The following is a 23089-nucleotide window of genomic DNA, read 5'->3' as shown; positions in this document are numbered from 1 at the left end:
GCCGGTCGCGGCCGGCAGGTTTGCCGCAGGCGCTGGACGTGCTGTTCGGGCGGGCGCACGGGGCGGCGCCCGATCCGTTCCTGGTCGCGCTGTCGACCCTGTCCATGCTGTCCCTGCTGGGTGGCGACCAGCCGGTGCTGTGTCTCGTCGATGACGCGCACTGGGCGGACGAGCCGACGCTGAAGACCCTGGCGTTCGTCGCCCGCCGGCTCAGCGACGAGCCCGTCGCGCTGGTGCTCGCCACGCGGCCCGACGAGGGCCACGATGCCGGCCTGCCCGGCCTGCGCCGCGTCCCTCTCATGGGCCTCGACCGGGAATCGGCCAGGACGCTGCTTACCCGGCACCTCGGCGAGCGGCGTCCGGCGGCACCTACGAGCCGCCGGTCATGACCGACGAGCTGCGGCGCTCGTTCCTGGCCAGGGTCCGGGCGCGGCACGCCGCAGCTTACCTCGCCCTGGACGATCTCTTCGTGGCCGCCGAGGGGTCGGGGAGCGGCTGATGCGGGCGGTCGCCGAGGCTGCGGAAGGCAGGGTGATCCGCTGGGAGGTGGCCGCGGCGAACGAGGCGGCGCAGCGGTTCTACCGGCGCATCGGGCCGGGCTGGTCCCCAAGGTGATCTGCCGGTGGCAGGTGGGGGCCACCTGACGCGTACGGAATGGGTCTAGGATCTTCGGCGGCCCGTTCTGAGGAGGATTGACCCGTATGGAGCGCAGACGTTTCCTGGCCCTGGCAGGCGCCGCCGGTCTGGGTGCCGCGACCGGACACGTCACCCCGGCCCTGGCCGCGAGCTACCCCTACTACGACGGCGGCGTGCCGGACGAGGCGCACGCCAAGCTGGGGGAGCTGGCGCCGTACGGGGTGTCGGCGCTCGCGTTCACCCCTTCGGGCGGCTGGGTCGTCGTCACCCAGGACGGCCGGTACTTCGCCCGCGGCATCCCTGACGCCTGCTTCGCCGAGATCGGCCGGCTCAGCGCCGCCGGGCGGAAGATCAACTGTGTGGCGTTCCCGCCGGAGGGCGGCGACCGCTGGGTGATCACCACGGATCGGGGCGTGACGGCGCGCGGCATCCCCGAGGCGTGCGAGCAGCGCATCGACGCCTTCTACGAGGCCGGCCAGCAGGTCGTGGACGTGGCGTTCCCGCCCGCCGGCGGCGACCGGTGGGTGGTGACCGCCTCCGCCGGCTACTACGCCAAGGGCGTGGACGACGAGTGCTACCAGATGATGCGCAACCTCACCCAGGGCGGGCGCCGCATCACCCGCGTCGCCTTCCCCCGCGCCGGCGGCTGGACGGTGGTGGCGCAGGACGAGTTCCACGCCCGCGGCATCCCCGACGCCTGCTTCGAGCGCATGAACACCCTGGCCGGCGGCGGCTGGCAGCTGCACAACGTGGCGTTCTCGCCGTCCGGCGGCTGGGCGCTGGCCTCGCGCGGCAAGGTGCCCGCGCTGCCCGCCGACAAGGTCCGCCAGGTCGAGAACGCCGTCGGCGGCGGCACGATCTGGCAGCGCATGAACGCGTACCGGACGCCCGGCGTCGCGGTCGCGGTGGTCGTCGGCAACAAGATCGCCTGGTCGACCGGCTACGGCTGGCTGGAGGCCGGCAGCGGCGCGGCGGCCCACCCCGAGACGGCGTTCCAGGCCGCGTCCATCAGCAAGGCCGTCACCGCGGTCGGCGTCCTGCGCCTGCTCCAGACCCGCAAGATCGCGCTCGGTGCGGACATCCGGCCCTACCTCGGCTGGTCCCTGCCCCGCCGCTCCTGCGTGACGTCCACGGCGGTGCCCACGATCGACCGCGTGCTGACCCACCGGGCCGGCGTGATCGGCCGCGGCTCCACCACCCCGGCGGACGCCTGCACCGGGTTCGCGGCGGGCGGCGGCGGCTTCCCCGGGTACGGCCCCGACGCGACCGTCCCCACGCTGCTCCAGGTCATGAACGGCGCGGGCAACACCCCGAAGATCGAGCTGACCACCGCGCCCGGCGCCGAGTACCACTACTCGGGCGCCGGGTTCGTGCTCCTGCAGCGGATGGTGGAGCAGCAGACCGGCATGACGCTGGCCCAGTACATGCAGAAGGAGGTGTTCGCGCCGCTCGGCATGACCACCAGCTCGTACGCCCTCACGCCCGCCTTCGAGCTGGCCGCCGGCCACACCACCACCGGCGCCGTCATCCCCGGCAAGCGCAACCGCTACCCGGAGTCGGCCGCCGCCGGCCTCTACACCAATGTGCTGGACCTGTGCCGGCTCGTGTCGTACCTCAACCGCGCCTACACCGCCTCCGCCGACATCGCCGGCCCGCTCACCAGGACCTCGGTCCGTACGCTGCTCACCCAGGGGCCCCAGCCCGGCATGGGGCGGGGCCTGTTCATCGCCGGGGCGGGCACCGACGGCTTCTCCTACAGCCACGACGGCTCCAACTACGGCTTCAAGTCGCTGTTCGCCGGCTACCCGAAGTTGGGCGCCGGCTTCGCCGTGCTGGCCAACGGCAGCAACACGAGCCTGGTCACCGAGATCGCCGCCGCCGTCAAGAAGGTGTACGGCTGGCCCTGACCGGCGCGGGCGGCCCGCCCCTTAAGGGTGGGTCACCAGTCAGGGGCGGGTCACGAGGATGCCGTCGTCGTCGCTGAACAGCTCGGCTCCCGGGTGGAACGTGACGCCGCCGAACGACACCGGCACGTCCCGCTCGCCGGTGCCCGACTTGCCGCTCTTGCGGGGGTTCGAGCCGAGGGCCTTGACGCCCAGGTCCAGCTCCCGCAGGGCGGTGACGTCCCGTACGGCGCCGTTGATCACCACGCCCGCCCAGCCGTTGCCGGCCGCCATGCCGGCGATCACGTCGCCCATCAGCGCCGTGTGCAGCGAGCCGCCGCCGTCCACGACGAGCACGCGGCCCTCGCCCGGCTCGCCCAGGACGGACTTGAGCAGGGCGTTGTCCTGGTGGCAGCGGACGGTCGCGATCGTGCCGGAGAAGGCGCGGCGGCCGCCGTACTGGCGCAGCTGCAGGTCGCAGGAGTCGAGGCGGTCGCCGTGCTCGTCGTACAGGTCGGCGGTGACGATGGTCATGATCGGAAGCCTCTCACGTCACCAGCTCGGTACGCAGCTCGTGGCTGTCGTCCGGCAGCCGGGCCTCGTAGAAGAGCCGGTGGGTGCCGTCGGGGAGGGGCAGCACGTCGAGGTAACGCACGTCCGCGACCGGCGCTCCCGGCACCAGCGCCCCGTTCCTGGGGGTGGCCAGGCCGGTGCGTTCGCGCCAGTTCTCCGAGGCGGAGGCGCGGCCGTCGTAGGAGGCGCGGCCGTCGGGCAGGACGCTCGTCACTCGGGCGCCGCGGGCGTCCCACGCGCCGGGCCGGCCGGTCAGGACCGTGCCGCGCGGGCGCCAGCTCAGGCCGTCGTCGCTGGTCGCGTACGCGGTGCTCATGCGGTCCTCCGCGCCCGGCACGTCCAGCGGGTGGCAGCAGAGCCACGCCCGCCACTCGCGCCCGTCGTGACGGATCACCGGGTCCTTGACGCCGGTGCGGGCGTCGCCGGGGAAGACCGGCCGCACCTCGGACACCGCCAGCCCTTCCGGCGTCGCGGCCTCGGTGACCCCGATCCACCAGTGCTTGGTGCCCGGCGTCGCGCAGCTCACGTACAGCCGCCATCGCCCCGACGGCGTGCGGACCAGCGCGGGGCGCTCCACCATCGCGGCGCCGAAGCGGTCGCGCGGCAGCACGGCGACCGTCGTGAACCGCTCGCCGTCCGGGGAGCGGGCCACGACGTTGTGGTCCTCGCCGCCCGCGCGGACGCGGTAGGCCAGGACGAACGTGCCGTCGGCGGCGAGCGCGGCGCTCGGCGCCCCGGCCCACTGCTGCGGCCCGGAGCCGGGCGCGGGCACGGCGACCGCGACGCGGCCCTGCCCGGGGAGGGGGAAAGACGTCATGGCCCGAGTCTGGGGAGGAGGGCGCCCCGGCGGGAGTGGCAGCACTGCCCTGGTACGGGAATTTCCTGCCATACTCGTGGCCGTGATCCGCAACGTCGCCGCCGTGGTCGGCGATCAGGTCGCCGCGTTCGAGCTCGGGATCGTCTGTCAGGTGTTCGGCCTCGACCGCTCCGACGACGGGCTGCCCGTGCACGACTTCGCGGTCTGCGCGCCGCGGCCCGGCCCGATCCCGACCACCTCCGGGTTCCTCGTGCATGTCGAGCACGGGCTGGAGCGCGTCGCCGAGGCCGACCTCGTGGCCGTGCCGGCCTGGCCGCCGCTCGACGCGCCGGCTCCCGAGCCGCTGCTGGCGGCGCTGCGGGAGGCCGCCGGGCGCGGCGCGCGGGTGCTGACCATCTGCACGGGCGCCTTCCTGGCCGCCGCCGCCGGGCTGCTCGACGGCAGGCGGGCCACCACCCACTGGCAGTTCGCCGGGCTGCTCGCCCGCCGCCACCCCCGCGTCCGCGTCGATCCCGGCATCCTGTACGTCGAGGACGGCCCCGTCCTCAGCAGCGCCGGAGCCGCGGCCGGGATCGACGCCTGCCTGCACCTCGTCCGCCTCGAACACGGTGCCGCCACGGCCAACGCCCTGGCCCGGCGCCTCGTCGTGCCCGCCCATCGGTCGGGCGGGCAGGCCCAGTACGTCGAGGCTCCCATGCCGTCGCCGCGCACGCCGTACGAGCTGGCGGAGCTGCTCGACTGGATGCAGCAGCACCTCGACCGGCCCCTGACGGTGGAGACGCTGGCGGCACGGGCGGCCATGTCACCGCGCACGTTCGCCCGGCGGTTCAAGGCGCTGACCGGCACGACGCCGCACCGCTGGCTGCTCGAACGGCGGCTGCAGCTCGCCGAGGAGCTGCTGGAGGGCACCGAGCTGAGCGTGGACGCGGTGGCCGTGCGGGCGGGGTTCGGCGGCGCCGACGGTCTGCGGCACCACTTCGCCGCCAGGCGCGGGGTCGCCCCCGCGGCCTACCGCCGCGCCTTCCGCCACCATCCGCCGTGATCCCCGCCCGCACGGTGCCTGTGTCCCGTGGCCTCTCATGGGCAACTCACGGGAACGTCCTGTGCGGCCGCTCACCGCGACCGCACGGCACGCGTATCGTCCTGAGGCCTCTCGGCGGGTCGGGCAGAGCCCGCCGAGAGGCCGCTTGGACGCCGACGGCCGGTCAGCCGCCGTTCGCCGGGGCGCCGGCCTGAGCGGCGACCCGCTCGATGGCCTGGACGGCGACCTCGGGCTGGTCGACGTAGATGTAGTGCTCGCTCTTCTCCGCCGTGCTCAGCTTGCTGTTGCTGGACAGCGCCAGCCACGCGCGCTGGCCCGCGGCCCACGCCTTCTCCAGGCGCGGCCCGTACTCGGGCAGGGCCGCGAGGTACGGCTTGCCGTGCTGGACGACCTCGACCGGGATGTCCCCGGCGGAGCGGACCTTGCCGTCGGTGATGGTGAGCTTCTCGGGGTTCTGGCCCTGGAAGACGGCGAGGTTCTGGGCGCGCAGCTCGGCCGCCGGGCCCTTGGCGGACTCGGGGATCGCCTTGGAGATGTCGGCGAGCATCGTGGAAGGAGTGGCGTCGAGCAGGACCAGGCCCTTGACGCGGTCCTGGTGCTCGGGGGCGTAGCGGGCGGCGATCAGGCCGCCGAGCGAGTGGCCGGCCAGGACGACCGGGTTGTCAGCGGCGACCCGGTCGAGCACGCCGGTGAGGACCTTGCCGGTGGCCGCCATGTCCTGCGGGCCGTCGGGCTGGTCGCTGGCGCCGGAGCCGAGGCGGTCGTAGGAGCAGACGCGGTTCTTCGCGCTGAGCGTCTTCTGGATGCCGGCCAGCTTGTCGAGCCCGTCGCCGGCGCCGTGCAGGAGCACGATGACCGGCCGGCCGTCCGCCGCCTCGCCCGAGCAGGACACGTTCACCAAGTGACCGGCGACCTTGATCTTCGTGGTGCCGGAGATCACGGCGTCCTCGGACTGCGGCTCGCTCTTGGTCTTGGGCGTGCTCTTGGGGGAACTGCTGGAGGCGAGGGGATCCCAGTTCTCCAGGGAGTCGCCGTCACAGCCGGTGACTCCGGCGCCGATCATGGTGCAGCACAGTGCGGCCACTGCGGTTGCCTTGATCCTGCGGAGCATGATGTTCCTCCATCGAGAGTACGAGAGCGGGCCGGCGGGCGATGGCCGCGCGATAACGCTACGGAGCCGGCAGTGCCGGGATCGTCACCACACGGTGGACATTCGCCGGTAGCTCGCATGGGGGACAAACCCCGCGAACCCGTTAAGCTCACCCGGTGCTCGATCTACGACGCGCCAAGGATCTGTGGCAGCGGTGTGACGTCACGGTGCGGGACCTTCCGCTCGCGCTGCTGCTGACCGTCCTGTCCCTCCTGCCGGGCTTCCAGGGCCACGGGACGCAGATCGGCGAGTTCCCGTCCCGGCCGTACGATCTGGTGGCCGTCGCGGTGATCGCCCTGGAGGCGATGCCGCTCGCCGTGCGGCGGCGGTGGCCGGGCTGGTCGGTCGCGCTGGTGGCGCTCGGCTTCGCCCTCGACCAGTTCTTCGCCTGCCACGCGCTGGCGGGCATCGCCCTGCCCATCGCGCTCGTCAGCGCCGGCGCCCACGTGCGGCGCCGCCGGCCCCTCACGATCGTCCTGCTGTCGGTCGCGTACGTGGTGTTCATCGCCGCGCTCCAAGGGCTCGGCGCGAACGAGACCCCGCTGGACATCGCGCTGCTCTACCTGGCGCTGGCCCTCTCGTGGGCCATCGGCGCCTGGCTGCGCTCCACCCGGGCCGCCGAGGCCGAGCGCCGCCGCCACGTCGCCGAGGCCACCCGCGTCGCCGAGCGCACCCGCATCGCCCGCGAGCTGCACGACGTCGTGACGCACCACGTGACCGCGATGGTCGTGCAGGCCGAGGCGGCCCGCTACATGACCGCCGCGCCCGAACGCCTCGACACGACCCTGACCGCCGTCACCGACACCGGCCGCCGGGCCATCGCCGACCTGCGGAACCTGCTCGACCTGCTCAACCCCGACCACGACGCCGAGGTCAGGACGCCGTCCGCCGCCGACCTGCCCGCCCTCGCCGAGCAGACCCGCCAGGCCGGGCAGCCGGTGGAGCTCGTTCAGGAGGGCGAACCTTCGCGATCGTCCGGCGCCGCCGAGTTCGTGGCCTATAGGGTCGTCCAGGAAGCCCTGACGAACGCGCTCAAATACGCCCACGGCAGCCGCACCGTGGTGCACGTGCGCTACGGCGAGAAGGAGATCAGCGTGGCGGTGAGCACCGACGGCCCCAGCACGGCGGCCGGCTCTCCCGGCGAAGGCGGGCCAGGCCCGGCCGGCTCGTCCGGCGGGAGCGAGCACGGCCCGGCCGGTCCTCCCGGCCGGCGCGGCTCGTCCGGCTCTCTCGGTGGGAGCGGGCGCGGCCTGGCCGGGCTGCGGGAGCGGGTCGGCGCTCTGGGCGGCGAGTTCAGCGCGGGGCCGCAGCCGGACGGCGGCTTCCTCGTACGGGCGCGCATCCCCCTGGAGAGCGCGTCGTGACCGCGCCCGTCCGGGTCCTGGTCGCCGACGACCAGGCGCTGATCCGCACCGGCTTCGCGACGATCATCGACGCGCAGCCCGACCTGGAGGTGGTGGGCGAGTGCGGTGACGGCCGCACCGCCGTCGACCTCGCCCGCCGGCTGCGCCCCGACATCGTCGTCATGGACGTGCGCATGCCGGTGCTCGACGGCATCGAGGCCACCCGCCGGCTCGCGGGCGCCGGCGTGACGGACCCGGTCAAGGTGCTCGTGGTGACCACGTTCAACCTCGACGAGTACGTGTACGAGGCGCTGCGGGCGGGCGCGAGCGGGTTCCTGCTCAAGGACGCCCCGCCGGCGCAGCTCCTCCAGGGCATCCGCACCGTCGCGTCGGGCGCCGCGCTGCTGGCCCCCGAGGTGACCCGGCAGCTCGTCGGCCGGTACGCGGCCCGCATCCGCCCCCAGGAGGGCGGGGCCGAGGACGTCCCGCTGACCCGGCGGGAGCTGGAGGTGCTGCGCCTCATCGCCGACGGCCTGTCCAACAGCGAGATCGCGGGCACGCTGGTGATCAGCCAGGAGACCGTCAAGACGTACGTGTCCCGCATCCTGACCAAGCTCGACCTGCGTGACCGCGTCCAGGCGGTCGTGTACGCGTACCGCAGGGGCCTGGTGGCTTAGAGAGCGGCGGGTCAGACGCGTACGACGGCGGTGTGGCCGTGGCCCCGGCTGTCGCCGACCTCCACCTTGAGCGCCCGCTTGGCCCGGCGCACGCCGCGATCGCCCTTCTTGACCGACCGAACCCGCCACGGCAGCGTGATCTTCACCTCGTCGGCGGTCCTGGACGGGTCGGACACCGCGAGCCGCACCTCCTTCCGGCCGGGGTCGCGGCGCACCAGCAGCGTGCACGGCCCGTCGGCGGTCAGCGGCCCGTCGGGGGTCTGCACCGTGCCGGCCTGCCAGAAGACGGCGGCGAGCAGGTCGCCGCGCGAGATGGCCTGCGCCGTGCCCGAGTTGGCGAGGATGCGGACGCGCAGCCCGTAGGACGCGGTCTGCGCGGCGGACGCCCCGGGCAGCACCGCGTAGGCGTAGCGGGCCTTGCGCGGGTCGGTGCCGTGGTCGATCACGATCGTCGTGTAGTGCCTGGTGACGGGGGTGTCGTCGCCGGCGGTGGTGGCGCCCGTGTCGATGTCGCGCCAGCGGCCGGTGCGCTCCTCGCGGATCACCTTGGCGCCGTCGCCGTCGAGCAGCGCGTAACCGGCCACGCCCGGCAGGTGGATCCAGCGGTCGCCCTGTTCGAGCGGCGGGTGGCGGTCGTGGGTGTTGCGGTTCTCGACGATGGTCTCGACGCGGCGGCCGTCGGAGGCCGTGATGCCGGCGCCGAGGGCGATCACGGCGTCGTCGAGCAGGAACCACGCCTTCTTGGCCCGCAGCGAGGAGCCCTCGGCGATCAGCTTCATGGCGGCGACGCCGTACTCGCCGTCGAGCGCCACGCCGCCCGCCCACGGCGTGGGCGGCAGCCGGCGGTGCCCGTGGGGGAGATCGGCCCGCCTGCGGGTGTCGACCGTCGTGCCGGGCAGCCGGTACGGGTCGATCGTCGGCCACAGCTCGTCGTTCCAGTGGGTGAGGTCGTCGGTGTAGAGGTAGGTCATGCCGTCGCCGGTGTACCAGCCGTGCAGGTTCTCCCGGTTCATGGCCTCGGCGGCGCCGATCCGCCGCGAGCTCATCGCGATCGCGAACGCCCACGTGGGGCGGCGGTGCACGACCCGGTCCATGTCGGCGAACACCCACGTCCCGGTCGTGCGCGGGCCGACCGGGACCTTCGGGTCGTCCAGCAGGGCCCTGGCCTTGGCGACGCTCGACAGCGGCGCGACCGTCTCGTACGGCACCGCCGTGTTGCGCGTGAGCCACCCCTTCACCAGCGGGCGCCAGCGCCGCGCGTGCCGCTCGGGCGCCGCGTCCAGCAGGGCCAGCATGGTCTCGACGGTCTTCTGCCCGGAGTGGTAGTCGCGGTGGCCCTGCCGGGAGATGGACCGGCCGCGCACGCAGTCCATCATCAGCCCGTCGAAGACGAACGGGACGAAGGAGCGGTCCACGATGTCGCAGACCTTCCCGATGCCGGGGATCTCCCACGGCGAGCGCGCGAGCATGACGATCAGCTTGGCCACGCTCTCCAGGTAGTCCACGCCGTAGGCGCCCGTGTAGGGGTACACGTCGTGCTGGATGAACGACCCGTCGCGGTGGAAGCCGTCGCCCGGCCCCCGCGTCGGCCGCAGCAGGTCGGCCACCGCCTCCCTGGCCCGCTTGACCAGGCGCGCGTCATGGGTGAGCAGCCCGCGCACGGCCACCGCCATCGCCTTGCCGGCCCGGTTCGCGCCGGTCTCGACGACGCCGGGGTGGCTGACGCGCCGCTCCGGGTCGGGGCACCACCGGCGCAGCGGGCGCAGCCAGCGCTTGAGCCCGTCCTTCGGCAGGCCGTCGTACAGCAGGGCGCACGTGTCGGTCAGCGAGCGGGGGACGCCGATCTCCCACCAGTACCAGTTGCTGCCGCGCGGGTCGAGGCCCTCGTGGTAGGCGTGCTCGTACAGGAAGTCCAGCGCCCTGGCCGCCGTCCGCGCGACCCCGTCGTCCCGGTACATCGAGGTGCCCGGCGTGGCCCAGCCCAGCGCCAGCGTGCGCATCCGGTTGTAGGCGCGGTTGAAGTTGCCCGTACGGGGGTCGCCGAGCGGCAGGTCGGGCCAGAGGCTCGGGCCCCTGGGGGAGAACTCCAGCTTGCGCAGCACCGCGTTGGCCGAGCCCTCGACCGCCTCGGTCCTGTCGGCGTGGGCGGTGCCGTGGTCACCGCCGGCCAATAAGCTCACCCACCGCTCCCGGGCGGCGTCGAACGCGGCGGCGCCGACCGCCTCGGCCGGTCGTTCCCACAGGGCGAGACCGGCCGCCTCGGCCGGTCGTTCCCACAGGGCGAGACCGGCCGCCTCGGCCGGTCGCTCCCACAGGGCGAGACCGGCCGCGGCGGCGGCGCCCAGCAGGGCGGAACGCCGGGTAAGGGGGTGGATCACCATGCGTAATAGGATATGGACCGCCGATATTCGCGCATCCCCGCATTTCCCCCGCTATCAGCGTCAGTCGGCCGGGGTCATGGAGATCTCCCAGTAGGCGGCGTACCGCCCGCCGAGCCGCAGCAGCTCGTCGTGCGTCCCCGCCTCCACGATCCGCCCGCCGTCCAGGAAGGCGATGCGGTCGGCGTGGCGGATCGTGCTCAGGCGGTGGGCCACCATCACGACGGTGCGGCCCGCCATCAGCCGCTCGATCCCGGCGTGCACGGCCGCCTCGTTGACCGGGTCGAGGGCGGAGGTGACCTCGTCCAGCAGGACGACGGGGGCGTCCTTGAGGAGGGCGCGGGCGATGGAGACCCGCTGGCGCTCGCCGCCCGACAGCAGGGCGCCGCCCTCGCCGACCGGAGTGGCCCAGCCGTCGGGGAGCCGGGCGATCACCTCGTCGAGGCGGGCGGCGCTCGCCGCCGCGCGGACCTCGGACTCGGTGGCGCCGGGACGGCCGAGGCGGACGTTGTCCTCGATGGTGCCGTCGAAGAGGTAGACGTCCTGGAAGACGATCGCGAACCGGGACATCAGGTCCTGCGTGTCCACGTCCCGCACGTCCACGCCGCCGATGCGGACCGCGCCGGCGTCCACGTCGTGGAAGCGGGCCAGGAGCTGCAGCAGCGTGCTCTTGCCCGCCCCCGACGGGCCGACGACGGCGAGCCGCCGCCCCTCGGGCACCGCCAGCGACAGGCCGTCGAGGACGAGGCGGTCGCCGTGACGGAAGGACACCGCGTCGAGCTCCAGGTCGTGCCGTTCCGGGCGGACCGGGTCGGGGGGCTCGGGCAGCGGCGGGGTGCGCAGCACCGTGTCCAGCTTGGCCAGCTCGGCCCGGGCGCCGCGCGCCTGGCCGCCGATCTCGCCCAGCGACAGCAGCGGGTCGGCGCAGCGGGCGGCCAGGACGAGGATCGCGAGCAGCTCGGCCGGCCCGATGGCGCCGCCCAGCGCCAGGTACGTGCCCAGCACCAGCAACGCGGTGAGGACCGCCTGCACCGTGAGCGACAGGCCCAGGATGCCCGGCAGCGCCGACACCATCGTGCGGCGGGAGGAACGCCGCAGCTCGTCGAGCGCGTCGTCGAGCAGGCCGAAGCGTTCCGCGGTCCGGCCGCCGGCCCGCAGCACCGGCTGGGCCTGGAGGTATTCGATGACGCGGGCCGTGGCGTCCTGGTCGCGGCGGTGCCGTTCGGCGTCGGCGGCGGCCGTGGCGCGTCCCGTCCAGAGCTGGATCGCGGCCACGAGGGGCGCGGCGAGCAGCGCGGCCAGCCCCATCCGCCAGTCGAAGGCGAGCATCACCGCGACGATGGCCAGCGGGGTGACGGCGGCGGAGACGTACGGGGACAGCAGGTGCGCGATCACGCTCATCGCCTGCTGCACGCCCCGGCCGGCCAGCAGCGACACCTCGCCGACGCGGGCGGGGGCGTACCAGCCGATGGGCAGCCGGGCGAGGTGGTCGCCGAGCCGGCGGTACGTGCCGCGCAGCAGCGTGGTGCCGGCGCGGAAGCCGGACAGGTCGCTGACGTAGCGCAGCGCCGCGTAGATCGCGACCCCCGCCGCGAACGCGGCCAGCCACGGGCGGGCGCCGGCGACGTCGCCGCCGAACAGGGCCCGCAGCACGGGCACGAGCAGGGCGTAGGACAGGCCCTCGACGATGGCGGTCGCCATCATCAGGGCCACGGTGCGGCGGACGGGGCCGGCGTACTGGTGGCCCAGGACGCGCAGCAGCATACGGATCATCGGGCCTCGTCTCCTCGCTGGGATCGCCAGAACGCGGCGAACCTGCCGTTGCGGCGCAGCAGCTCGGCGGGCGTGCCGCGCTCGATGACGGATCCGTCGTCCAGCATGACGACGGTGTCGGCGTCGGCGATCGTCTCCATCCGGTGCGCGATGACGACGATCGTCCGGCCGGCGCGCAGCGTGGCCAGCGCGTGCCGGACCGCCTGCTCGGTCTGCGGGTCGGCGAACGCGGTGGCCTCGTCCAGCACCAGCACGGGGGTGTCGGCGAGCAGCGCGCGGGCGATGGCGATGCGTTGCGCCTCGCCGCGCGACAGCCGGGCCTCCTCGTCGAGCACCGTGTCGTAGCCGCGCGGCAGCCGCAGGACACGGTCGTGGACGCCCGCCAGGCGCGCGGCGCGTTCCACCTGGTCGGGGTGGGCGCCGGGAACGGCCAGCGCGATGTTGTCGGTGACCGAGGCGCGCAGCAGGCGGATGTCCTGGAAGACGAAGGAGACCGTCCGGTAGAGCCGGTCGCCGCCGAGCTCGCGCAGGTCGACGCCGCCGAGCGTGATCGAGCCGTGCGTCGGGTCGAAGAACCGCGGCAGGAGCTGGACCAGCGTGGACTTGCCGCTGCCCGACGGGCCGACGATCGCGGTGACGGTGCCGGGCTCGAGCGTCAGGTCGATGCCGCGCAGCACCTCGCGCTCCGCGTCGTATCCGAAGCGCACGCCCCGCAGCTCGACGCGGTGCCCGCGCGGCTCGGCGGGGCGGGCGGGCTCGGGCAGCGGCTCCACCGCGAGCACGTCCCTGATGCGGCCGACGGCGCGCCAGGCCGCCCGCATCGCGTCGAAGCCGTGCCCCAGCGCCGCCACCGGCGCGGTCAGCCCCAGCCCCAGCAGCAGGAACGGCAGCAGGTCCGCCGGCGCCAGGCCGCCGCCCGCGATCAGGGCGGTGCCGCCGGCCAGCACGACCAGCAGCACGAACGGCGGCGACAGCGCCGTCTGCATCGCGGCGGCGATCGGCGCCAGCCCGCGCGCCCAGCGCAGGAACGTGCCGGCGAACTCGTCGGTGGCCGTCACGAACCTGCGGTGCGTGCGATCGGCGCCGCCGAACGCCTTCACCACCGCGATGCCCTGCACGAACTCCACCACGGAGCCGGCGATCCGCCCCATCGCGGCGTCGAACTCGCGCTGCTCGCGCTGTCGCGCCGCCGTCATCATCAGCGGCACCGTCGCCACCGCGACCAGCACCGGGATCAGCGTGATGAGCGTCAGCCGCCAGTCCACGGTGAACAGGTAGACGAGCGACACCAGCGGCACCACGAACGCCGAGACCAACTCGGCGGGCGTGTGCGCGATGAACGGGTGCACGGCGCTCACGTCCTCGCCCACGACCTTGGCCAGCTCGCCGGTGCGGCGCCGGGAGAACCAGCCGATCGGCACGCGCCCCAGGTGGGCGGCCAGCCGCCGGCGGAACGCGAGCTGCACCCGTCCGTCGAGCAGGTGCCCGATCGCGGACGACGCCGCGGTGAACAGCAGCTGGACCAGCAGCCCGGCCACCCCGGCGAGCACCACGAGCCAGACCCGGCCGGGGTCGGCGGGGCCCGGCGCCAACAACACGCGGCCCAGCTCCACCACGGCCAGCAGCGGCGCGAGGCCCGCCACGGCCCCGATCACCTGCAGCACCACCAGGGCGGCGAAGCTCCCGGCGTGCGGGCGCAGCAGCCCGGCCAGGTCTCCGGGCCGCTCGACCGGCGGGGCCACCTCCGCGAGTGCGGCTCCGGGCCGGGTGTCAGCCACCGAGGGCCTGCCGGAGGAAGCCGAGGATCTCCGCCCGCGCGGGCTCCGCCTGCGGCACCATGCCCGGCATGCTGAGGAACGCGTGCCCGGCCCCGTCGTACTCGCTGAGCCGGGCGGGCGTCCCGGACGCCTGGAGCCGCTCGGCGTAGCGGCGGCCGTGGTCGGCGACCGGGTCGGCGGTCGGCACCACCACGAGGGCCGGGGCGAGCCCGCTCAGGTCTCCGGCGTGCAGGGGCGACAGCGCGCGGGCGTCGGCACCCTCCGGCACGGCGAGCTTCCGGAAGAAGTGCAGCTGGGGCAGGGTGAGGGTGGGCGTGCAGGGGTACTCGCGGGTGGAGGGGAGGTCGAAGGCTTCCGAGGTCACGTCCGCGCCGGGGTTGACCAGCACCTGCGCCCGCAGGCGCAGGCCGGCCTGCCTGGCCCGGATCGCCGACAGGGCGGTGATCAGCCCGCCGAAGCTCTCGCCGAAGACCGCCACCCGGCCGGGGTCGACGCCCCACTCGCCGGCGTGCTCCACCACGTGCCGGAGCACGTCCCAGCCGTCGTCGGCGGCGGCGGTCAGCGGGGTCTCCCAGTCGAGCAGGCGGTGCTCGACGGCGACGACGACCGCGGGCAGGCGGGCGGCCAGGTGGCTGTTGGCCCAGTCGCACTGCGCGGCCGTGCCCACGAACCCGCCTCCGTGCACCTGCACCACGAGCGGCAGGCGGGCGCCCCCGGCCGAGGGCCGGTGGACCCGGACCGGGAGGTCGCGGCCGGGCAGCGCCACCTGCCGCCACTCGATGGTGGCGCCCGGGTCCGGCTCCCCGGTGATCGCGCGCGCCGCGACGGACGCCCGGACCCGGTTCTCGGCCTCCTGGAAGGCGGCCAGCCCCTCGGGGGTCAACGTGGACCAGTCCGGCTCCGCCGGCCTGTCCATGGTGGTGGTCTCGCTCATGCGCTCTCCTCCACGAGTTTCGCTACCTGAGGTTTCGAAACTTAAGGTAGCGCAAATGGATATCCTGTGCGCATGACCTCCGCCACACCCGCCCGGCCGCCCGGCCGCCCGCGCTCCGGCGTCAACGACGTGGTGTTCGCCGCGACGCTGAGCACGGTCCACGAGCTGGGCTACGCGCGCGCCACCGTCGAGCGCATCGCCGCCGCGGCCGGCGTCGCCAAGACGACGATCTACCGCCGCTGGCCGACGAAGGGGGCGCTGATCGTCGACTGCCTCCTCGACGCGTTCGGCCCGGTGCCGGTGGACGGCGGGAGCAAGGCCGCGATCCTGTCCGGGGCCATCCGGTGGATCGCGGGGAAGATCGGCGAGCCGGGCGTGGGCGACGCGTTCGCGGGCGTCTTCAGCGACGCCGTCAGCGACCCCGGGCTGCGGCTGATCCTCGCCACGCGGCTGCAGGACCCCTACCGGATCGCGCTCCAGGACGCGCTCGGCGAGCCGGAGCAGCGGGTCCTGTTCTTCATCGACGTCGTCGTCGGAACCCTGCTCCACCGTCTCGGCATGACCGGCGTGCCCATGGTCGAGGCCGACGTGGACGCCCTGGTCGACATGGTCCTGCCGGTCTTCGGCTGAGCCCGGGCGCTCGCCGGCGCGTGACCGCGGTTACTTCAGGTCGGCGAGCAGGGCGTCGAGCACCGAGCGCAGGGCGGCGGCGTTGGTGTCGTCGAACCAGGTGGTGCGGACGCGTTCGTTCAGCCCGCCGGGCGTCTCGTGGTCGCCGGCCAGCCGGTGCAGTGGGCGGGTCTCGTCGCTCAGGGACCGGCCGACGCCCTGGAAGAGCCCGCGCACGTAGCGGTCGGCGTCGGCGGGGGACAGCCCGTGCCCGGCCGCCCAGGACGTGAGGGTGGCGAGGTAGGAGTAGTGCGTGCTGAGCGTCGCGGTCAGCGCGGAGAAGACGTTGAACGTGGCCTCGTCGGCGACCGGCAGGGCCCCGCCCAGCGAGGCGAAGAACGCGTCCACCACGGGGTTCGGCGGGCAGGTCACCGTGACGGAGCGGCGCTCGCGCACGGCGGGCAGGGGGATGGCCCGCACCACGGGCGCGTCGGTGCCGAGCAGGCTCCGGACGTCGTCGTTGGCCACGCCGCCCATCACGTTGACGACCGTCGTGCCGGCGGCCACGCGCAGCCCGGCCAGCGCCTCGTGCCGGTCCTGGGGGCGTACGGAGATGATCAGCAGCTCGGCGCGGCCGGCCACGTCCTGGTTGTCCGCGCACACGTGGACGCTCGCGTAGCGCTCGGACAGCTCCGCCGCCGCGCGCGCCCCGCGCGGCGAGAGGAGCACCTCGGGCGGCGCGTCGGCGCCGTCGCACAGGCCGGTCACGATGGCGCGGGCGATTTCGCCGACCCCGATGATGCCGATGCGCACCGCTGCTACCTCCACGTTGAACGGGCGGGACGTGCCCCCGCGAGGATACCGGTCACGTACGGGAGGCGATCCGGCCCTTCCTGCGCGGCCGGTGGCCGGTCACCTCGTGCCCCGCCTCCGGCCGCAGCCGCACCATCAGCAGCGCCCCGGCCAGCGCGACCGCGCCGCACAGCCCGAACGCGAGCGAGAAGTCCCCCTGCGTGAGCGGGGTCGCGGCGGAGCCGTGCGCCACCTGGAGGACGATCGCGGCGGCGGCCACGCCCAGCGCCACGGAGATCTGCTGCGTCATGCTGAAGAGCGTCGAGGCCGAGGCCCGGTCGGCGGGCCCGATGTCGGCGAACGACAGCGTGTTGATCCCGGTGAACTCGATCGAGCGGGTCACCCCGGCGACGAAGGACACCACGGCGACCAGGACGAACCCCGTCCGCGCGTCCAGCAGCCCGAACGCCGCGATCGACAGCGCCACCCCCACGCCGTTCGCGACCAGCACCGTACGGAACCCGAACCGGCGCAGCAGCGGCGTGGTGACCGCCTTGATGACCAGGTTGCCCAGGAAGTACACCAGCACGATCTGCCCCGCCTCCAGCGGCGACAGCCGCCACGCCTCCTGGAGCATGAGCGGGAGCAGGAACGGGGTCGCGCTGATCGCCAGCCGGATGAGGTTGCCCGCGTGCACGGACGCGGCCGCGAACGTCGGCACCCGCAGCGGCCCCAGCTCGACCAGCGGATGGGCGGCCCGGCGGAACCGGCGCACGGCGGCCACGCCCACCAGCGTGCCGACGGCGAGCAGGGCGAGGTCCAGGCCCACCGCCGACGGGTGCGCCAGCTCCGACAGGCCGTAGATGGCCAGGCTCAGCGCCGTGATGATCAGCACCGTTCCGGCGCGGTCGAGCGGCCTGGGGTCGGGCTCGCGCAGGCCGGGGACGAAGGTCAGCACGAGGACGGTGCCGGCGACGGCGAGCGGCACGTTCAGCAGGAAGATCCACTGCCAGCCGTACCAGGTGGTCAGCGCGCCGCCGACGACCGGGGCGACGACCGGCGCGATCAGGGCCGGCCACGTGATCAGCGCCGTGGCCCGCAGCAGGTCCTCCTTGCCGGCGTTCCTGAGCACGATGATGCGGCCGACCGGCATCATCAGGGCGCCGCCCACGCCCTGCACCACGCGGGCCAGGACGAACTGCCACAACTCCGTGCACGCCGCGCAGCCCACCGAGGCCAGGCCGAACACCACGATCGCGGTCGCGAACACCCGCTTGGCGCCGTAGCGGTCCGACAGCCAGCCGCCGAGCGGGATCAGGGCCGCGCCCGCGACGACGTACGCGGTGATGCCGATGTTCACGCTGACCGTGTCCACGCCGAACGTGTGCGCGAGCTGGGGGAGCGAGGTGTTGATGATCGTGGAGTCGAGGTTCTGCATGAACCACGAGACGGCCACGATCAGCGCGACCCGCCGGGGCGCCTTGGGGGAGGGGTCGTGCGGGGCTTGCGTCATGTTCTCTCCGGGGGGCGGGCGCGCTCGACGACCATGGTCACACACCGACCGGATAAGGTACGCGCGTGAGTCTCGAGCGGGAGCAGGGCCCGTCCCGGCGGCGCGGCGCCGAGCTGGAGGCCGCGCTCCTCGACGCCGCCTGGGACGTCCTGCTGGAGCACGGCTACCACGGCTTCACCTACGAGGCGATCGCCGCCCGCGCCGGCACGAGCCGCCCCGTCCTGTACCGCCGCTGGCCGCAACGCGACGACCTGCTGCTGGCCACCCTCACCCGGCACTGGCGGCCGATCGCGGTGCCCGACACCGGCAGCCTGCGCGAGGACGCGATCGGGTTCCTGCGCAACGCCGACGCCGACCGCGCCGGCATGATCACGCTGATGAGCGTGCAGCTCGTGGAGTACTTCCAGGACGCCGGCACGAGCCTCGAAGAGCTGCGCGACACCCTCGTGCCACCGGGCCTGCCGGGCCCGTTCGAGACGATCGTCGCCCGCGCGGTCGAGCGCGGCGAGCTGCCCGACGTGCCGCGCTCGTCCCGGGTGCTGAACCTGCCACTCGACCTGCTGCGCCACGACATGCTCATGACGATGCGCGCGGTGCCCGACGAGTCGATCGCGCAGATCGTGGACGAGGTGTGGCTGCCGCTCCTGGGAGCGCCCGCGCACCCGTGATTCCCGGCGGCCCCGGTTTGTCGGTCGGGCCCGCCATACTCACCGCTGAAGATCGCGTGAAGACCGGCGGGCCGTCGCCCGGCCGGTCCATCCCCCCTTTCACCCATCAAGGTAGGTGCCGCATGAGTCATGCCCGGATGGCGCAGGTCACGATGCCCCGCTCCGAGGACGAGCCGGCGGGCTCCCCGGAGACGACCGGCGAGCACGAGCAGCACGCCGAGGACCGGCTGACGATGCCGGCCGCCTGGCTGCGCGCGCTGCACCCGCGCCGCGGCGGGGCCAAGGTCGCGGTGCCGCCGCTCGACCTCGCCGCCCCCGAGCGGCTGGCCGCGAAGCTGGACGGGCTGCGGCAGCAGGTTCTCGACGCGCTGGAGGCGTGCCGCGACCCCGAGCTCGCCGCCGCCGGCGCGGCGTACCTGGCCGGCGAGCCCGCGGCCGCGCCGCTGGGCGCCGCGGTGGTGGTGGCGTCGCTGTCGTGGAGCGACCACGAGCTGGCGGCCCTGTTCGCCGAGACGTGGCTGGTCGAGCGGGGCCTGGCGTTCGCCGCGACGGCCGTGACGGAGCTCGCCTCGCTGACGTACGAAGTCGCCCAGGACAGCTGGCGGGTGCGGCGGATGGCCTCCCACGAGTACCACCACTACTGGTACGGCTGGAACCGGATGGAGCTCGCCGCCCGGATCCGCGCCGTCCTGTCGGCCGCCTCCGACGCCGAGTACGCCGAGGTGGTCGCGGCGCTGGCGGCCGGCCGCGAGGGCGGGCTGCACCATCGGGTGATGGCGTCGTTCCTGGCGCCGTCCGAGACCGGCTGGGTCACGGCCGACTGCGCCAAGGCCGGCGCCGTCAACGTGTACCTCGCCCATTACCTGGTCGCCGCGATCAGCACCCCGGAGCAGGCGGCGCTCATCGTGGACCACGTGCACGGCCACATGGCGGCGAGCTCCGCCTCGCTCGCCACGCTGGTCGACGGCATGGGCGTCGAGGTCGTGCCGCTGCTGATCGGCTGGCTCGGCCAGACGTACGACGCGGACGGCGAGCGGCGGCTGCTGGGCACGCTCGCCGAGCTGCCGTCCGACGCGGCGATGCGGGCGCTGCTCGACCGGCTCGACCAGAAGCACGTCCAGCCGGCCTTCCTGCGCGCGGCGGCGCGCTTCCCGCGCCGGGCGATGCGGCTGCTGGCCGCCACCGGCGGCAAGACCGCCGACCAGCTGCTGCGCGCCCACGTGCTGACCCACCTCGACCTGGTGGAGGAGGTGGTGTCCGGCATGAACGCCGGCGCCGCCGAGCGGATCACCGGCATCGCGAACGCCGTGCCCGTCGCCACCGCCCCGCCGGAAGCGCTACCGGAGGTGCTGGTCAGCCCGCCCTGGGCCAGGAAGCGCAAGACCCGCAAGCCGACCGTGGTGACCGGCCTGACCTGCGCGGACGCGCCGGTGCTGGCATGGGCGCCGGGCGAGCGGGACAACTGGCGTTCCCCGGCGGCCCTGGACCGGTGGGACCGGGCCTACAACCAGACCTGGGAAGCGGTCGCGCGCGGCATCTCCAGCGACGGGGCCAGGCGGGACTACCTGTACAACGAGATCACCCTGTTCGTCTCCGGGCCCGAGCGGCTGGCCGCGCCGCTCATCGAGAAGTGGCGGCCCATCGACCAGTGGGGCGCCGGCGACTGGCTGCCGCCGGTGATCGCCAGGTTCGAGCTGGCGGCGCTGCCCCTGGCCCTCGACCTCGCCAGGAGCAACCCGGCCACGGTCGGGCACGTGCTGCTCCCGTTCGCCGCCCCGGAGATCGCCGTGCTGATGGCCGACTGGCTGTCCCGGCTGAAGTCCGCCCGCGCCACCGCGCTGGCCTGGCTCGACCGCCACCCCGAGACGGCCGCCCGGGCGCTGGTCCCCGTGGCCCTGGGCAAGCCCGGCGTGCCGAGGCGGCAGGCCGAGCAGGCGCTGACCGCGCTGGCCGGCGCCGGCCACCACGACGTCGTGACGCGGGCCGCCGCCGGCTACGGCCCCGCCGCCGAGGCCGCCGTCACCGACCTGCTCGCGGCCGACCCGCTCGACGCGCTGCCCGCCAGGCTGCCCGCCCTGCCCGATTGGACGCAGGTCGCCCTCCTGACGCCGATCCACCTGCGCGGCGACAAGGGCGCGCTGCCGGCCGAGGCCGTCAGGAACGTGATGACGATGCTGGCGATCTCCAAGCCCGGCCTCCCGTACGCGGGCCTCGCCCTCGTCAAGGAGGCGTGCGACGGCCGCAGCCTGGCGGAGTTCGCCTGGGCGCTGTTCCAGCGCTGGCAGGCGGCCGGCTACCCGGCCAAGGAGAGCTGGATCATGGACGCGCTCGGCCTGCTCGGCGACGACGAGACCGTGCGCCGGCTCACCCCGCTCATCAAGACGTGGCCGCGCGACGGCGGGCACGCCCGCGCGGTCGCCGCCCTCGACCTGCTGGCGGGCATCGGCTCCGACGTCGCGCTCATGCACCTGCACGGCATCGCCGAGAAGGTCAAGTTCAGCGGGCTCAGGAGCCGGGCCAAGCAGAAGATGGACGAGGTCGCCGCCGAGCTCGGGCTGACGCCGCTGGAACTGGCCGACCGGCTCGTGCCCGACTTCGGGCTGTCTCCCGACGGCAGCATGACCCTCGACTACGGGCGCAGGAGCTTCGTCGTCGGCTTCGACGAGCAGCTCAAACCGTACGTGACCGACGCCGCCGGCAAGCGGCTGAAGAACCTGCCCAAGCCGGGCGCCAACGACGACCCCGAGCTCGCGCCCGCCGCCCACCAGCGCTTCGCCGGGCTGAAGAAGGACGTGCGGGCCGTCGCCTCCGACAACATCCGCCGCCTGGAGCAGGCGATGGTGACCCGCCGCCGCTGGAGCGGCGCCGAGTTCGGGCGGCTGCTCGTCGGCCACCCGCTGCTGTGGCACATCGTCCGGCGGCTCGTCTGGGGCATCTACGACCCGTCGGGCGAGCTGACGGGCACCCTGCGCGTGGCCGAGGACCGCAGCTTCGCCGACGTCGAGGACGACCCGCTGACGCTGCCCGCCGACGCCCTCGTCGGCGTCGCCCACCCCCTGGAGCTGGGGGAATCGCTGGCCGCCTGGTCCGAGGTGTTCGCCGACTACGAGATCCTCCAGCCGTTCCCGCAGCTCGGCAGGGAGACGTACGAGAACGACCCCGCGCTGATCGCCGAGATCGAGGCCGCCAAGATCCCGGCCGGCGCCGTCATCGGCCTGGAACGGCGCGGCTGGCGGCGCGGCGCGCCCCAGGACGCCGGTATCCAGTACTGGATCGAACGGGACGTGCCCGGCGGCCGGACCGTCACCATCGGCTTCGAGCCCGGCTTCGCCATCGGCTACGCCGGCTACGAAGAGGAGCAGAGCCTCGTCGGCGTCTCCGTCGACGGCCTCGACCCCGTCACCGCCTCCGAGATCCTGCGCGACCTGCGGGAGATCACCCGATGAACGAGCACGTGCAGCGCCCCCCTGCCGAGATCCGCTACGCCGCCGAGCTGGCCCGGCTGCGTGAGAGCGACACCGACGCCCGCCCGCCCGGCTGGGCGCTGAGCCTGCGCGCCGCCCGCCGCTTCGTGCTCGGGGACGAGAAGCTGGGCATCAGCCGCAAGTTCGTGGGCGACCCCTCGCTGATCGACCGGTCGCTGGTGTCGCTGGCCACCAACCGCGGGCTGATGCTCGTCGGCGAGCCCGGCACGGCGAAGTCGCTGCTGTCGGAGCTGCTCGCCGCCGCGGTCAGCGGCACCTCGACGCTCACCATCCAGGGCGGCGCGGCCACCACCGAAGACCAGATCAAGTACTCGTGGAACTACGCGCTGCTGGTCGCCGAAGGCCCCTCCACCCGGTCGCTGGTGGCCGCGCCGCTGCTGCGCGGCATGGCCGAAGGCAAGGTGGTGCGCTTCGAGGAGATCACCCGGTGCCCGCTCGAAGTCCAGGACTGCCTGCTGTCGCCGCTGTCGGACCGCGTGCTCGCCGTGCCCGAGCTGAGCGGGCCCGAATCCATGGTGTTCGCCAAGGAGGGCTTCACCGTCATCGCCACCGCCAACACCCGCGACCGCGGCGTCAACGAGATGAGCGCCGCACTCAAACGCCGCTTCAACTTCGAGACCGTCTTCCCGATCGCCGACTTCGAGACCGAGCTGCTGCTGGTCGAGGCGGAGGCCGCCGCGCTGCTGAAACGCTCGGGCGTCGAGGCGCCGCCCCGGCGCGACGTCCTGGAGGTCCTCGTCACCGCCTTCCGCGAGCTGCGCGAAGGACAGACCGCGCGCGGCGACGCCACCGACCGGCTGTCCGGGGTGATGAGCACCGCCGAGGCCGTCTCCGTCGCGCACGCCGTCGGGCTGCGCGGCTGGTTCCTGCGCGGCGAGCCCGGTACGGCCGCCGACCTGGTCTCCTGCCTGGCCGGCACCGCCGCCAAGGACAACCCGGAAGACCTGGCGAAACTACGCCGCTACCTGGAGCAGCGGCGGCGGCACGGCGACCAGTGGCAGGCCCTGTACGAAGCCCGCCACCTCCTGCCGGGCTGAC

General features: G+C 74.2%; 19 protein-coding genes. 10 read left to right on the top strand and 9 right to left on the bottom strand.

Annotated elements, in window-relative coordinates; translation table 11 throughout:
* Positions 1-20 precede the first annotated feature (20 nt).
* The 3 genes from KIS93_RS63500 (at position 21) to KIS93_RS21720 (ending at position 2543) form a co-directional block, all read left to right on the top strand.
* Entirely contained in the window at positions 21-389 is a 369-nt protein-coding gene (locus KIS93_RS63500) for an ATP-binding protein (protein ID WP_222107582.1), read from the top strand.
* A gap of 109 nt (positions 390-498) precedes the next feature.
* Entirely contained in the window at positions 499-615 is a 117-nt protein-coding gene (locus KIS93_RS69035) for an N-acetyltransferase (protein ID WP_222107581.1), read from the top strand.
* Positions 616-701: 86 nt separating this feature from the next.
* Positions 702-2543 carry a serine hydrolase domain-containing protein gene (locus KIS93_RS21720; RefSeq protein ID WP_080045927.1) on the top strand — a complete coding sequence of 614 codons (1842 nt, stop codon included), beginning with the start codon at positions 702-704 and terminating at the stop codon, positions 2541-2543.
* Between the two features lie 39 nt (positions 2544-2582).
* Here the strand turns inward: KIS93_RS21720 and rraA are convergent, their stop codons facing one another.
* Both rraA and KIS93_RS21710 read right to left on the bottom strand, forming a co-directional pair.
* Positions 2583-3053 carry a ribonuclease E activity regulator RraA gene (gene rraA / locus KIS93_RS21715; RefSeq protein ID WP_080045928.1) on the bottom strand — a complete coding sequence of 157 codons (471 nt, stop codon included), beginning with the start codon at positions 3051-3053 and terminating at the stop codon, positions 2583-2585.
* A gap of 13 nt (positions 3054-3066) precedes the next feature.
* A complete protein-coding gene (locus KIS93_RS21710; RefSeq protein ID WP_080045929.1) occupies positions 3067-3909 on the bottom strand; it encodes a glycoside hydrolase family protein in 843 nt (280 codons plus the stop codon).
* An 85-nt stretch (positions 3910-3994) separates the two neighbouring features.
* Here KIS93_RS21710 and KIS93_RS21705 point away from each other — a divergent pair, with 85 nt between their 5' ends.
* A complete protein-coding gene (locus KIS93_RS21705) occupies positions 3995-4951 on the top strand; it encodes a helix-turn-helix domain-containing protein (protein ID WP_418115108.1) in 957 nt (318 codons plus the stop codon).
* Positions 4952-5114: 163 nt separating this feature from the next.
* Here KIS93_RS21705 and KIS93_RS21700 read toward each other — a convergent pair whose 3' ends face one another.
* A complete protein-coding gene (locus tag KIS93_RS21700; RefSeq protein WP_080045930.1) occupies positions 5115-6062 on the bottom strand; it encodes an alpha/beta fold hydrolase in 948 nt (315 codons plus the stop codon).
* A 155-nt stretch (positions 6063-6217) separates the two neighbouring features.
* Between KIS93_RS21700 and KIS93_RS21695 the strand changes: the two genes are divergently transcribed.
* Entirely contained in the window at positions 6218-7465 is a 1248-nt protein-coding gene (locus KIS93_RS21695) for a sensor histidine kinase (protein WP_080045931.1), read from the top strand.
* Entirely contained in the window at positions 7462-8121 is a 660-nt protein-coding gene (locus KIS93_RS21690; protein ID WP_080045932.1) for a response regulator, read from the top strand. The genes KIS93_RS21695 and KIS93_RS21690 overlap by 4 nt, the downstream gene beginning before the upstream one ends.
* Positions 8122-8132: 11 nt before the next feature.
* Here KIS93_RS21690 and KIS93_RS21685 read toward each other — a convergent pair whose 3' ends face one another.
* The 4 genes from KIS93_RS21685 to KIS93_RS21670 are packed head-to-tail and all read right to left on the bottom strand — an operon-like array spanning position 8133 to position 14984.
* Entirely contained in the window at positions 8133-10502 is a 2370-nt protein-coding gene (locus KIS93_RS21685) for a polysaccharide lyase 8 family protein (RefSeq protein ID WP_155129307.1), read from the bottom strand.
* 60 nt (positions 10503-10562) lie between these two features.
* A complete protein-coding gene (locus KIS93_RS21680) occupies positions 10563-12272 on the bottom strand; it encodes an ABC transporter ATP-binding protein (RefSeq protein WP_080045933.1) in 1710 nt (569 codons plus the stop codon).
* Positions 12269-14050, bottom strand: coding sequence for an ABC transporter ATP-binding protein (locus KIS93_RS21675; protein ID WP_080045934.1), 1782 nt, complete (start codon positions 14048-14050; stop codon positions 12269-12271). Before KIS93_RS21675 ends, KIS93_RS21680 begins: the two co-directional genes overlap by 4 nt.
* Positions 14043-14984 (bottom strand): alpha/beta hydrolase, encoded by a 942-nt coding sequence (locus KIS93_RS21670; protein WP_080045935.1) that lies wholly within the window; start codon positions 14982-14984, stop codon positions 14043-14045. The genes KIS93_RS21675 and KIS93_RS21670 overlap by 8 nt, the downstream gene beginning before the upstream one ends.
* A 72-nt stretch (positions 14985-15056) precedes the next feature.
* Here KIS93_RS21670 and KIS93_RS21665 point away from each other — a divergent pair, with 72 nt between their 5' ends.
* Positions 15057-15614, top strand: a complete 558-nt coding sequence (locus KIS93_RS21665; protein ID WP_080045936.1) for a TetR/AcrR family transcriptional regulator — start codon at positions 15057-15059, stop codon at positions 15612-15614.
* Between the two features lie 30 nt (positions 15615-15644).
* Here the strand turns inward: KIS93_RS21665 and KIS93_RS21660 are convergent, their stop codons facing one another.
* Positions 15645-16406, bottom strand: a complete 762-nt coding sequence (locus KIS93_RS21660) for an NAD(P)-binding domain-containing protein (protein WP_230465864.1) — start codon at positions 16404-16406, stop codon at positions 15645-15647.
* 52 nt (positions 16407-16458) lie between these two features.
* Positions 16459-17898 (bottom strand): MFS transporter, encoded by a 1440-nt coding sequence (locus KIS93_RS21655; protein ID WP_080045938.1) that lies wholly within the window; start codon positions 17896-17898, stop codon positions 16459-16461.
* Between the two features lie 65 nt (positions 17899-17963).
* On the opposite strand from KIS93_RS21655, the gene KIS93_RS21650 reads away from it, so the two are divergent.
* The 3 genes from KIS93_RS21650 to KIS93_RS21640 all read left to right on the top strand — a co-directional run bounded on the left by KIS93_RS21650 (position 17964) and on the right by KIS93_RS21640 (position 23088).
* The gene (locus KIS93_RS21650) at positions 17964-18566 is read left to right on the top strand and encodes a TetR/AcrR family transcriptional regulator (protein ID WP_080045939.1); all 603 of its coding nucleotides are present in this window, start codon (positions 17964-17966) and stop codon (positions 18564-18566) included.
* Positions 18567-18688: 122 nt separating this feature from the next.
* The gene (locus KIS93_RS21645; protein WP_155129310.1) at positions 18689-22012 is read left to right on the top strand and encodes a DUF4132 domain-containing protein; all 3324 of its coding nucleotides are present in this window, start codon (positions 18689-18691) and stop codon (positions 22010-22012) included.
* Positions 22009-23088: an ATP-binding protein gene (locus KIS93_RS21640; RefSeq protein WP_080045941.1), complete on the top strand. Its 1080-nt coding sequence runs from the start codon at positions 22009-22011 to the stop codon at positions 23086-23088. Before KIS93_RS21645 ends, KIS93_RS21640 begins: the two co-directional genes overlap by 4 nt.
* The last annotated feature ends 1 nt before the right edge of the window (position 23089 follow it).

Source organism: [Actinomadura] parvosata subsp. kistnae, from assembly GCF_900323885.1.
GTDB classification, from domain to species: Bacteria; Actinomycetota; Actinomycetes; order Streptosporangiales; family Streptosporangiaceae; genus Nonomuraea; species Nonomuraea composti.
Note: the sequence above shows the minus strand (reverse complement) of the source record. Positions and strands in the feature narration are given on the sequence as shown.